This is a genomic window from Planktothrix rubescens CCAP 1459/22 (assembly GCA_904830895.1).
Lineage (GTDB): Bacteria > Cyanobacteriota > Cyanobacteriia > Cyanobacteriales > Microcoleaceae > Planktothrix > Planktothrix agardhii.
The window spans coordinates 3,184,242-3,197,143 of the sequence record LR882958.1 but is presented as its reverse complement, the minus strand read 5'-3'; the positions used below and the strand labels follow the sequence as shown (position 1 = coordinate 3,197,143).

The 12,902-nt window shown below is 38.6% G+C and carries 13 protein-coding genes; 5 read left to right on the top strand and 8 right to left on the bottom strand.

Features of this window, described 5'->3' with window-relative positions; all coding sequences use genetic code 11:
- Window positions 1-97: 97 nt before the first annotated feature.
- Complete coding sequence (locus NMG86_RS14985; RefSeq protein WP_026797964.1) at window positions 98-1,336, bottom strand: BaiN/RdsA family NAD(P)/FAD-dependent oxidoreductase; 1,239 nt, start codon at window positions 1,334-1,336, stop codon at window positions 98-100.
- A 9-nt stretch (window positions 1,337-1,345) separates the two neighbouring features.
- Entirely contained in the window at window positions 1,346-1,507 is a 162-nt protein-coding gene (gene rd, locus NMG86_RS14980) for a rubredoxin (protein ID WP_071783089.1), read from the bottom strand.
- A 94-nt stretch (window positions 1,508-1,601) separates the two neighbouring features.
- Between rd and NMG86_RS14975 the strand changes: the two genes are divergently transcribed.
- The 5 genes from NMG86_RS14975 (at window position 1,602) to NMG86_RS14955 (ending at window position 7,989) form a co-directional block, all read left to right on the top strand.
- Window positions 1,602-2,306 (top strand): polysaccharide deacetylase family protein, encoded by a 705-nt coding sequence (locus NMG86_RS14975; protein WP_043938587.1) that lies wholly within the window; start codon window positions 1,602-1,604, stop codon window positions 2,304-2,306.
- 43 nt (window positions 2,307-2,349) lie between these two features.
- On the top strand, window positions 2,350-4,791 hold the full coding sequence (locus NMG86_RS14970) for a calcium-binding protein (RefSeq protein ID WP_026797962.1): 2,442 nt from the start codon (window positions 2,350-2,352) through the stop codon (window positions 4,789-4,791).
- Window positions 4,792-4,803: 12 nt separating this feature from the next.
- A complete protein-coding gene (locus tag NMG86_RS14965) occupies window positions 4,804-6,429 on the top strand; it encodes an S-layer homology domain-containing protein (RefSeq protein WP_052338744.1) in 1,626 nt (541 codons plus the stop codon).
- 66 nt (window positions 6,430-6,495) lie between these two features.
- Window positions 6,496-6,768: a hypothetical protein gene (locus NMG86_RS14960; protein ID WP_026786295.1), complete on the top strand. Its 273-nt coding sequence runs from the start codon at window positions 6,496-6,498 to the stop codon at window positions 6,766-6,768.
- Between the two features lie 270 nt (window positions 6,769-7,038).
- Entirely contained in the window at window positions 7,039-7,989 is a 951-nt protein-coding gene (locus tag NMG86_RS14955; RefSeq protein ID WP_043938589.1) for a class I SAM-dependent methyltransferase, read from the top strand.
- A 164-nt stretch (window positions 7,990-8,153) separates the two neighbouring features.
- Here the strand turns inward: NMG86_RS14955 and NMG86_RS14950 are convergent, their stop codons facing one another.
- From NMG86_RS14950 to NMG86_RS14925, 6 genes are all read right to left on the bottom strand, one after another.
- Entirely contained in the window at window positions 8,154-8,345 is a 192-nt protein-coding gene (locus tag NMG86_RS14950; protein WP_026786297.1) for a hypothetical protein, read from the bottom strand.
- Between the two features lie 126 nt (window positions 8,346-8,471).
- Window positions 8,472-8,879 (bottom strand): type II toxin-antitoxin system VapC family toxin, encoded by a 408-nt coding sequence (locus NMG86_RS14945; RefSeq protein ID WP_026786298.1) that lies wholly within the window; start codon window positions 8,877-8,879, stop codon window positions 8,472-8,474.
- Window positions 8,876-9,073, bottom strand: a complete 198-nt coding sequence (locus NMG86_RS14940; RefSeq protein ID WP_026797960.1) for a hypothetical protein — start codon at window positions 9,071-9,073, stop codon at window positions 8,876-8,878. The genes NMG86_RS14945 and NMG86_RS14940 overlap by 4 nt, the downstream gene beginning before the upstream one ends.
- A gap of 121 nt (window positions 9,074-9,194) precedes the next feature.
- Window positions 9,195-9,356 (bottom strand): hypothetical protein, encoded by a 162-nt coding sequence (locus NMG86_RS14935; protein WP_193372476.1) that lies wholly within the window; start codon window positions 9,354-9,356, stop codon window positions 9,195-9,197.
- 86 nt (window positions 9,357-9,442) lie between these two features.
- Entirely contained in the window at window positions 9,443-12,373 is a 2,931-nt protein-coding gene (locus NMG86_RS14930) for an NACHT domain-containing protein (RefSeq protein WP_026797959.1), read from the bottom strand.
- Window positions 12,374-12,520: 147 nt separating this feature from the next.
- Entirely contained in the window at window positions 12,521-12,712 is a 192-nt protein-coding gene (locus NMG86_RS14925; protein WP_026786301.1) for a hypothetical protein, read from the bottom strand.
- Window positions 12,713-12,902: the final 190 nt, after the last annotated feature.

The window sequence follows — 12,902 nt, the reverse complement described above, 5'->3', positions numbered from 1 at the left end:
TCAGCGCTCTTATTTGTTGTTGCGCTTCAGCGCTCTTATTTGTTGTTGCGCTTCAGCGCTCTTATTTGTTGTTGCGCTTCAGCGCTCTTTCCCTGGGCTAAAGCCCAACAACGGATTTTCCTGCTAACCATCCTGTTGTCCAAGCACTTTGAAAATTAAATCCCCCGGTAACTCCATCAATATCTAAGATTTCTCCGGCTAAATATAACCCTGGACAACAGCGACTTTCCATGGTTTTAAAATCAACTTCTTTTAGATTTATTCCACCACAGGTAACAAATTCCTCCTTAAAAACACCCTTGCCATTAATATTATAACTTCCTTGGGTTAACTCTTGAATAAGTTCGTTTAAAGATTTATTGGAAATTTCTGACCAGCGTTTTTCCTCATCAATTCCAAGATAATCAACCAATTGTTTCCAAAGACGACGAGGTAAATCAACCGGACAATTTGCCGAAATTAAACGATTAGGGAATTGTGATTTTAGGTCTAATAATTTTTCCTTTAATTGTTCTGGATGTTCCTGGGGAAGCCAATTAATTTGTAGAGGGGATTTATAATTACAATCATATAAAACCCTTGCTCCCCAAGCCGATAATTTTAAAATTGCTGGCCCACTTAATCCCCAATGGGTAATTAATAAAGGCCCAGTTTGTTCTAATTTAGCTTGGGGGAGTTTAACCCGCGCCGAACTAACAGAAACCCCCGCTAAATCTTGGAGTCGTTTATCTTTAAGATTAAAGGTAAATAAAGAGGGTACTGGTGGAATAATTGTATGTCCTAAAGATTGAGCAAACTTATAACCGGAGGGGTTACTTCCGGTCGCCAATAAAATGCGATCGCCTTCTAAAATTTCTCCAGATTTCAGTTGAATTTTAAAAGGATGGGGGTGATAATTATTATAGGAAATAGAAGCCACCGGAGCTTGAGTTTTAATCCTGACTCCCGCCTGTTCTGCTACTCTAATTAAACAGTTAACTATAGTAGCAGAATCGTCCGTTATGGGGAACATTCGCCCGTCGGTTTCTGTTTTTAACTTCACCCCATGATTAGCAAACCATTCCACGGTATTTTTAGCTTGAAATCGACTAAAAGCACCGCGTAAAGCTTTACTTCCTCTAGGGTAATTCTGCACAAATTGAGTCGGTTCAAAACAAGCATGGGTAACATTACACCGTCCCCCGCCGGAAATCCTTACTTTAGCCAGGGTTTGTTGTCCGGCTTCAAGCAAAATTACTTGAGTCTGGGCGTGGTGATTTGCACAAGTAATCGCCCCAAAAAAACCTGCTGCTCCACCCCCAATTACAATCACTTTTAAAGGCTGTATACTAGACAAATTAACCCTCTATTCTTCTAATTCAAAATCTTTTTTTTCCGCGCTACAAAGTGGACAAATCCAGTCTTCTGGGATATCTTCAAAAGCTGTACCCGGTTCAATACCGCCATCGGTATCACCGTATTCGGGATCGTAGGTATAGCCACAGGTTTTACAAACATACTTTTTCATGTCAGATTTGCCAATTAATTACCGATCAATATGGTACATTTTTTTTAACCCAATACCAACTTATTTATACAAAGATTTGTGAACTTAAACCTTTATGAATAACCATTTCAATTTTAAACTACAATTTGCCTCATTTTTCCCCTATTTGTATCCACTTTTAAGCCAAAAATTTCCCCGATGTCTATGGACAGGGGATTCATCTCAACCAGAAATTTGCTTAACCTTTGATGATGGGCCGCACCCCCAATATACCTTAGAATTATTAAAGGTTTTAGAACATTTTCAAATTACGGCCAGTTTTTTTTGGTTAGGACATGAGGTAGAAAAATATCCTGAAATTGCCCAAGCTGTCTATCAACAAGGTCATTGGATAGGGTTACATGGTTATCAACACGATACTTTCCCTTTATTAACAGAAATTGTATTAAAACAAAGCCTAGAAAAAACTAAAACTGCTATTTTTAATGCTTGTGGTCTGGAACCGGAATTAATCCTAGATGTTCGTCCCCCTAACGGTGTATTTTTACCCAGAACTTTAGATTTATTAACAAGTTGGGGATATCGTCCGGTGATGTGGAGTGTTGTCCCTGAAGATTGGGTACAACCTGGGGTTGAAATTGTCAGTAATAGGGTGATCAAACAAACCCGAAATGGGTCAATTATTGTCCTCCATGATGGCTATAATGGGGGAAAAGATGTGGCAAAAACTGCTGAAGAAATTATTCCTAAATTATTAGAACAGGGCTATCAATTTGTAACGATTTCTAAATTTTGGCAGTCAGCAAAACCGATGCTATAATTAGCAATGTTAGTATTTTAATTTCAGTTTACAAAATAACATTATGGTGCTAAAACCAGAAACCGATTCTACCACAGGTTTACTTCGCTTAGTCGGAGATAATACCCCTGAAGACATCAGATTTTTCCCTGGAGAATTGGGAGTATTTAAGTTAGGTGCTTTTTTATTAGGAGGAGATGATACGGTTCGGGGTTCGTCAGATCCTGAACTAATTTATGGTAATTCAGATAACGATCAATTATTTGGAGAAGGGGGAAATGACACCCTATTTGGCGGGGTTGGAGACGATCAAATTTTAGGAGGTGAAGGCAATGATCTGTTATTTGGAGAAGCAGGAAATGATCAATTTGTGGGATTTGTAAATCCTGATAATCCCAATCAATTATCGGGAGTTGAAGGGGATGATACAATTTATTCAGGGTCAGGAAATGATCAAGTTAGAGAGGATTTAGGGAAGGATTTTATATTCGGAGGTCAAGGGAATGATGAACTTCGAGCAGGCGCCGATAATGATTGGGTAGAGGGTAATGATGGAGATGATTTTATTGGGGGAGAAGATGGAGATGATACGGTTTTTGGAGGTAATGGAAATGATCAGGTTCGAGGGGATGGGGGGAATGATTTAGTAACAGGAAATACTGGAGATGACCAGGTATCGGGAGGAATCGGAAATGATACTTTAGTTGGGGGTCAAGGAAATGATCAAATCATTGGAGATAACGGAAATGATTGGATTTCTGGGGACGCAGGAAGTGATACTTTAATCGGTGGAGAAGGTAAAGATATTTTTGTTTTAGATAGTAATAATTTGGAATTATCTGATATAATTGTAGATTATAAACCAGAAGAAGATACTATTTTTTTAACGGGTGATTTAGCTTTTGAAAACCTAAGCATTAAATCCGATCCCAGAAACGAAAATAGTACAATTATATCCTCTAATTCAGGGGGAATTGTAGCTATTTTACAAGGAATTAAACCAGATAAAATTAATCGTTCTAACTTTATTATTCCTGGGTCGGTAGCTTTTAGTTCCGAGCAGTTTGCTGTTAATGAAAATGGGACTATAATTAATCCGATTACCGTTGTTAGAAATAGTGGAAATGATGGAGAAATCAGCGTTACGGTAGTTCCAATTCCTACTCCCTTAACACCAACGGGAAATCAAGTCGATACCACACCAATTATTGTTAATTTTGCCAATGGGGATACTACTCCTAAAATCATTAAAATTCCCATTGTTAATAATAATTTCCCTAATTATTCATCTAACTTACTTTTAACCTTAGAAAACCCCACTAATTTTGCCCAAATTGGTACACCTAATCAAGCTATTTTAGACATTATAGATGATGAAATTCCACCTTCAGCATTAGGAAAATTAGTTAATCCGATTCCTGAAACTAATGCTCAATTTGGTTCAAATTTATCTCGGTTAGGAAATAATTTCTTAGCAATAGCCGCCCCCGGTCAAACCAATAATCAAGGAATCGCCTATTTATTCAATCTCACAACTCAACAACCAACATTAACATTTCGTAACCCTTCTCCCAGTGCGGGGACTGCAAAATTTGGTCAGTCCGTAGCTACAACTTTAGGAGATAATATTATTATTGGTGCATCTCAAGATAGTAGTTTAGCTCCTAATTCCGGTGCGGTTTATGGGTTTAATACCGCCACGGGAGCCCCCTATTTAACTATCAATAACCCGACCCCAAATATATTTGATTTATTTGGCTATTCCGTCGCAACTTTAGGCAATAATATTATTGTCGGTGCACCCGGTAATTCCACCTTAGCACCCGCCGGAGGAATCGCCTATTTATTGGATGGAAATACAGGTCAACTATTGCAAACCTTTTTGAATCCCAACCCTCAAATTAATGATTTTTTTGGTGCGTCCGTGGCGGCGGTTGGTGGAGATAGAGTATTAATTGGTGCGCCCGCCAGTTTAACTTCAACTGGGGGAAAACAACCCGGTAAAGCCTATATATTTGATAGTGTAACTGGACAGCTTTTACAAACCTTTAAAAATCCCAATCCAGGGTTAGATAATTTTGGTTATTCCGTCGCCTGGACGGGTGTTGGTCGAGATATTTTAATCGGTGCGCCAGGAAACGACCAGGGGGGAATAGATGCGGGAATCGCCTTTTTATTCGATGGGATTACCGGAGCGGTTTTACAACGTTATAATGCTCCTAAAGTGGAGGAATTTAATCAATTTGGTCAAGCCTTAGCCTTGATAGGAAATGAGGTTTTGATTGGTTCTCCGGGCTACGGTTTAGGAAATTTAGGAGGAACATTTCGCTATGAATTAAGAAGCGGAAATTTAGTTCAAACTTATTTAAGTCCGGTTACGGATAATTCCAATACCGACTTGAATTTTGGAACATCCGTTGCTAGTGTTGGTAATCTGGTCTTGGTGGGTGTTCCTAATTTAGATATCACCTTACCTAGTGTGGGTGCTGTTGTTCAATTTGTTTAAATAAGGAGTAATATGAAATCTAAAATTTTATCCTATTTTCAGTCTGCAAAATTGATGGCTGTTTCGATGCTAAAATCGAGGTCTAATCTATCCCCAATTAAGTTATTTATTCTCGTCGCTTTGGGAATAATTATTACTCATAAATCTCTACCATTTATCAATCCCGTTTTCGCCGAAGATTCTCAAAAATTTTCAGATATTAAAGGTCATTGGGCGCAAAATTGTATTGAGAATTTAGCCCAAAAAAATATTGTGAAAGGCTATTATGAAGATGATACTTTTCGCCCCGATAGTCCCGTTAATCGGGCTGAATTTGCAGCTATTATTAGTCAAGCATTTCCTAAAATTCCTCGAAGTGAAAAAGCGATTGATTTTGTCGATGTCCCGACGGATTTTTGGGCCTATAATGCTATTCAAGGGGCGAATCAAAAAGGGTTTATGTCAGGATATTTAGGAAGTGTTTTTAATCCTTTATTAAATATCCCCAGAGTCCAGGCGTTAGTGGCGGTAGTTAATGGTTTAGATTATAAATCCAGCCAAGTTTCCTATCAACAATTAACCAAAATATTTGATGATGCTTCTGATATTCCTGAATATGCTAAAAAAGCGATCGCAACAGCAACAGAAAATTGGTTAATAGTTAATTATCCCAATCTGCGACGATTAAATCCTAATAAACCCGCAACCCGGGCGGAAGTTGCTACCTTAATTTGTCAAGCCATTTCCGAAGATAAAAAACAGGCATTAGTCCCGACTCAATATATTGCCAGAATCTCAATTTCTGATACTCCAGCAGTTAGTTCAGAGCCTAAATCTTCTCCGACAACTCCACCAGTTACCATGCAACCTCAAGGGACACCCCCAATAGAATCAAAACCCGAATCCTATCCAGAAACAAAGGATTTAAAGGTGCAAAAAACAGTTACTTTAGGAGAGATTAAAGCTCAATTATTAGCAGATTCTAATAGTACAATTCAACTCATGCAAATTAAAATTACCAGAAAAGGAGATTTGATTTCAGAAGATGTTATTTCTATGGCAAATTTATCTAGTCCTGGAGTAAAAACCGTTAAAAATGCCAGGGTAATTGATTTTGAAATCCTAGATTTAGATAATGATAAAGAACCCGAAATTTTAGTAGATTTATTAATTGATGAAGATAACAATTTAAAAAGTTACTATTCCGTAATTTATCGGTATAGTCCGATTAAACGGGAATATCGAGATTTACAACAAAAATGGGGTTTAATTTCCTATCAACTCAAAACAGACAACCAAGAAACTCCTATTTTAATTCATTATGACCAACGATTTAGTAAACAATTTCAAGTCTATACCCCGGAACAATTGCCTTTACAAATTTTTAAATATCAGTTTGGAGAATGGCAAGATGTGACTAAAAAATATTCTGAATTGCTCGCCGAACATAACTCGGTTTTGTTACAAGAAATCACTAAACGTAATCGCCTGAAACAAGATTTAAAAGGAGTTTTAGCCGCTTATTTAGCCCAACAGTATTTACTAGGTGAAGCAGATGCAGGATGGAAAACGGTTAAAGAAGTTTATCAAAACCCCGATAAAAACCAATTTTTTACTCAACTTCGCCAATGGTTGAAACAGACAGGATACATGGAATAAAACTTCATAAATACATTGACTCAAATATTCTATAATAGGAAAAATGCAATGAATTTATGATTAGCAATGGCTGTACAGTATATCCTTAGTGATTATCTTGGGCAGGCAATGGCTGAAGCAATTTATGACAAACTTGAAGATCAGACTTTTGTGGGAAAAATCCCTATTTGTCAAGGAGTTATCGCTTTTGGTTCAACCTTAAAACAATGTGAACAAGAATTGCGTTCAACTTTAGAAGATTGGATTTTATTGGGGATCAAATTGGGGCATCCATTACCCATTATTAATAACATTGATTTGAATAAGGAGCCACAACTTGAGCCGATGGAAACCCTGTAAACGACGAGACTTTATTCAAAAGTTACAGAAATTTGGTTTTTCTGGCCCTTTTTCATGAAGTAAACATCAGTTTATGATTTATGAGAGTCATCGTCTTACTATCCCCTCTAATGATGAATATTCTGTTCCTCAGTTGCGAATTATGATTCGATAGGTTGAAGATATTTTAGCCCAGCAAATTACCCTAAAAGAATGGGATAGTCTTTAACTTTTTCTGATCTCATTCTATTTCATGATAAATTAATCCTTGTCTTCAACCATTTTTAAACTATGATTAATGCCAAACTCAAACCAGACTGGGCGGGAAAAGATTTTCTGTCTCAAATTGTTAATGTTCTGATCAAAACCAAACCGCTTTACAGTTTAATGAAACTTCAAGCGAGAAAAGTTTTAATTAAAACCGCCGAAAAAAATGGAGTTCAATGGCGAAAAACTTGTCAAGAATTAGACACATCAGAAGCCAAAGAACTTTTAAAAAGTGTCACAAATCCTAATATTAAATATCCCGATTATTATCAAGTTCCCTTTCATGCTTATGATGAGGGAAATCTATGTTGGTTAGCCGCTTATGAAGCCGAACCCGCAACAAAAGCAATGGGTTTACGAGTCTGGCCAAAAGAACAAATTACCTGGGAAACCGCCGAACATCGCTTACGTTCTAGTTTCCATGAAATCTTAGGACAATATTGTCCTGAACGGGTGGAGAATGTGTTAGATATTGGTTGTTCTGTGGGGATGTCTACCCTCCCGTTACACCGTTATTTAGTACAGAAATATGGTGATAATATTAGAACAGTAGGGTTAGATTTATCACCCTATATGTTAGCGGTGGCAAAAGTCCGAGATAAACAGGGAGAAATAGCCGAATGGAAACAGGAACTCGCTGAAAATACCAGTTTTCCCGATAACAGTTTTGACGTTATTACCCTGCAATTTCTGTTACATGAACTCCCGAACAAACCCAGTCGAGAAATCTTTCAAGAAGCGTTCAGAATTTTACGTCCGGGTGGCTGTTTAGCCATTGTTGATAATAACCCCAAATCAGAAGTAATTCAAAACTTGCCCCCAGCGTTATTTATTCTAATGAAAAGTACCGAACCCTGGAGTGATGAATATTATACTTTTGATGTGGAAGAAACCTTAAAAGAGGTAGGGTTTGATTATAAAATCACCCTTCCCAGTGACCCTCGCCATCGGACAATTATTGCTCTCAAACCCTAACCCGTTGTTGTGCTTTAGCACCATCTTAGTCATAAAATAATAGTAGATAGTGCGTGCGCGTTGATGGCCGCACCCTACTAATTTATGCTTTAAGTCTGTTAGGATGCACAAACCCGCGCAAAAACAGGGTTTCTGGGTTAATTTTAAAGGCAGGTAGCAAGAGCTTATTGCAGGGGTTCTGATAACTCTATGGCCATAAAATAACGACTGGGATATAAGTAGTCTTCTCCTGATTCATCAATGACTCGAATCTTATGATGATTGTTGGCTTTAGGATCGGGTAAAACTTGATAAATTTTGCGAATTTCTAAGGAGGCTGAATAGTCTTGGTTATTGATGCAAACGACAAATTCCATATAGTTTACTCCAAAATATATTTGATCTTGAATTCTTTGTAGATTTGCACCGACGGGGTTACGGCGATCGCTGAAGCGGCTACCGTCGATGCAAATGACTTGGCGGCGCAGTTGGGCGGGGAATGGTTAATCTGTATCATTACCCTCCTTCACCCCTTCAAAGGGATTGCAGAGTGTTAACTCAGGCACTCGCTTGAAATCAACCAGATTTCTAGTCATCACACAAGCAGAGCAGTGCAATGCCGTTGCAGCAATCAGGGCATCGGGAAGTTTGATGCGGTGATGTCGCCGTAATTGAATGGTGCGATCTTCGATTTGGGGCAATAGGGGTACTCGTTCAAACTGCATCAACAAATCAGTAATTACTGCTTCTTCTTCGTTGGATAACTCTGGAAAACTCAGCAACTCAATTCGCACAATCGAGGAAATGATCACCTCATTTTTACTGAGAAATAATTCCGAGAAAAGCGGCAATACTGCTGTTTCTTCAGCCAGGTAGTCAATAAAGATATTGGTGTCGTAGAGATACTTCACCGATCCCACTCCTGACGTATTGTGTCGAGATGAGCCAGCATTTTTTCTCGCTTATCTTTTAGCAATCCCTTAGCTTTAGCAACTTTGGTATAATCCCGTTGCCACATCGACACCACTGAAGCCGGGACATCCACGGTAATAAACTCTTCATTCTGGTCGATTAAATACTGCTTGGAAATTTTGATGATGGGCATCGTTTTTTTCCTGGAATGCTTACTCTGAATTTTACCCCTTCATCGTTCCAGGTTGTGCAACCATTGCAGGATATTGGCAATCAAATCCGGCTCGCTTTCTAGGAATTGCGGTAATCGGCACTCAGGGAGGCGAAACAGGATATAGGTAATCTTCCCCTGATTCATCAATTATCCGCAGCATTTGATGGCTATTCGCTTTTGAGTCCGGTAAAACTTGATAAATTTTGCGAATTTCTAAGGAAGCTGAATAGTCTTGGTTATTGATGCAAACGACAAATTGCATAATCTTTACTCCAAAATATAAATGATTTTAATGTAATGAATTTATCCTAAAATTTCAAAGTTAAATTGATTTTTACTCCCAAATTTTTACTCTTTTTGAATTTCTAGGTTGGCGAAATGTTCTTGCACCAGGCGATGGATGAAGCGGTAGCGGTTGCCGACTCGTTGTAAAATCATTTGTTTGGTACAGTAATTTAAGAAACTATTTATATTCCAAGGCATATAATCATACTTATAAAGTACAAATCTAAGAAGAAAATGTCTGAATAGTCCATAGCCCCCTCCGAAAACTATTCCAATCAAAATTGATATAACTACAGGAACATCCCAAGGAAACGCCCCTGAAAATATATTTATCGCCATTGCAGATTTAACAACTACCGTGTAATATAAAAACCAAAATATAGTTAAGGACAGAGTATTTGTTGTGATCAGAAATAATTGAGTCACATATTTTGATTCAGTTTTTCTATTTCTCTCAGTATTTGAATTATTCTGACTTACAGAAAGTGTTAGGAAAAGTGGTGTATAAATAATAATTATATATAAATAAAACACACCTTGAGAAATGCTTTCATTTAGAAGTTGTATGAAAGACAATGATTGAAATATAACTGAAAATGATCTCCATATAACTATTCCTAATAATAGAAAGGTGAAAAAAGCTAATCCTTTCAAAATAAATACTATCATTGTCTTAAAAAAAATGTAAGTATTAGAAAACCTGAATAAGCTAAATTCATTGAGTTGAATTTCTTCAGATTCAGTACCTTTTTGAATTAATATGAAAAAAGGTACTAAACAAAAACCAGTTATCATAAAGAATATTGGTAATTTTAGGGCTAAAAACAAGAAAATATCAACTATAAAATTACTCTCATATGAAATGCTACTGATATAGATTTTGAGAGGCTTGTTGACTATATAGAACCAGAATAGAGACAAAAGAGTCGCTATAAAATTGTCTATCATTCGATATAAATCAGTCCCCTCAAATAAAACAATGGGTTGAAGTTTAGTGATAATAATTTCTGGCTGTTTACACGCTTCTAAATACTTAGAAACCCATACAAGTCTACGGTGTATTAATCGATTTTCTATATCTCTTTTGCTAGAATCTAAAGTTGAGCTAGCACCTCCGTTAATTGCTAAAATCCGATAAATTCCTAGCAAATAATCAATAGCCCTCTGTTCTGTATTACAGTTTCTCCACTCCTCAACATCAATCTGCTGATAAGCAATACTCGTAATCGCCAAAAACAAAGGCTGACTGATAAAATTGACAATCTTCTCAGAATCCTTAATACTCTCCCAGAACTCCCCAAGATTGACACTGGTGAAATAATGTTGAATTTGCTCTACACTTAAGTCTTCCAAATAAATTGCACCATTTAAGTGCAGAACTTCCTCATATTCCTCATATTCCTCCTTGCGACTGCCTACCACCAAATGCAGAGGAGAAAATTCGCTGTCTAAAAACTGATTAATTGCCTGGACACACTTCGCCTGACGTTCCGATGGCAACTCATCCAAACCATCCAAAAGCAGCACTAATTCCTTTTCCCGAATCCACTGTTCTCCGATTTCCTGACTAACTCCCTTACTCCAAAGCTGAGAGAGAATCCACTCCTTAATTGAAGGATCGTATTTTTCCTGATTCCAAAAATCAGGAAACTCTCTTTTTGTAACTGTCCGCCATTCCGAAAGCTCTAAAATTACAGGGATGGGTGCATCGCTATCCGTCTCGGCACGCTCAACCAAGGCTTGAGCTAACTCTAACAACGTCGTGGTTTTCCCACCTCCCGGTTTGCCCAAAATCAGAAACTTGCCGTTAATAGCTGGATTCTCAAACACCTCCAGAATGCTCGTCTCTGAGGGTAACTGAAAGGTTCGCTGTTCCCCCACCTTCACGGAAACATCCCAAGGGCGTTGCACTTGATGGGGTTGCTGTTCCTTGCCCAAATTCAGCAAAACCGCATGGTGTAACGACTGTGCTAAACGACTTTCAACTTCAGTCCCCATCTGAGACAATAACGCCTGACGGTGGCGATACTCCTGTTTGGATAGCTGTCGCCCCCCGCCTTGTGCTTCCAGTCTTGCCAGCTTTTCATCTAAAGCCTCTAGCCTTTTCTCTAAATTCTGTAACAATGCGGTGATATTGGTTTCCATCACCCCCAACTGTTGACAGACTTCGGCAAAACCGGAATCTATGTCTTGGGAAATTTGCCGAAAAAATGCCTGCTGCTGGGCGACAGTTCCCCGTAACTGGGTTTCTAGCTGCTGGAACTGTTGGAGAATTTGCGTTAATTCGGCAGTATTCACCCCCAGATTAGTGTTTCGCAGTTGTGTCAGTTCCGCTTTCATCCCCGTGAGTAACTGCAAAGTTAATCCGGCAAAGGCTTTGCCATCGTTAGCAAAGTCTTCTTTGAGGGTTTCTCTTAAAGCTTTGGGGAAGGTGGTATGCAGTAATTCGGCTACTTGGGGATAGACTTCTGGCGGGAGTTGAAAGCCACCCCCTTTACAGGCTGCCATGTTTAAGCGGATGAAAATATCCTGCCATTCTTGGGGGGTGAGGTTGCCCTCTTGGGTGAGGCTGTATTCTTCCGGGGTGAGGAATTGGTCGAGTTTGGCTTCTCTTAATTGGGGATAGCGTTGCTGGGTGAGTTCCTGTTGAGCAATTTTCACCCAATTATTTGTGGCTTGGCTGGCAATTTTTTCTAGGTTGTCGTGGGTTTTGCCTTGGTTTTGAAGGGCTGCTAGGGTGATGACGGCTGCGATCGCTTTTCCTACTGCTTTGGTTAAATCTTGATTCTGCAATGATATGCGATCGCCATCTTTCCGATCAATTAAGGCATCAATGGCATTAGCAGTATTCCCAGCAGCAACACTGGCTAAAGCAGTCGCCAAGATTGTCCCCCAAACGATCCCATCGGCTGCCAGGAGTGGCGGAAATGCCAAGCCACCGACCATGCAGCCACCACCAATGATTAATTTAATAAGCGATCGCGTAACATCCATATACCCTTCATTCTGACATTGTTTGATTTCTAGGATAGACGATCTATAGAACGAGAAAAAGAATCTGGGATAAATGAAAGTTTGAGAGAGAGATGTTTAAGCTCTTGGCTGAGGTAATCTTCAAGCCAGACTTCGCCACGATCAGGACTATTCATAATCAATTTCTTGTTGATCTAATGCTAAGAATAACTCTTCAGCATTTAAGATAAAGTCTTCATCTGTTAATGGTGGAAAGTCAAAATGGACGAGCCGTCTCAAGATTTCTAGCCCAATCTCAAGTTGCTCTGCATCAGCCAACCTATCAAAAGTATTAAGAATCTCTTGAGCTAAGGCCGTCATAGTTTTTCACTCCTAATAATGAGTAAAGCATTGTTACTAAACTCCTTGATTGATTCATTTTACTGCATTCCGTTGATCCTGCATCGGCTTTTCCGTCCTTCGTATTAATTCGGCGACAGGACTAAGGATGGGATAAATAAACATTATGAACAATATCAAGCCGGAAAACAACAGGAGGATATTCTAACTT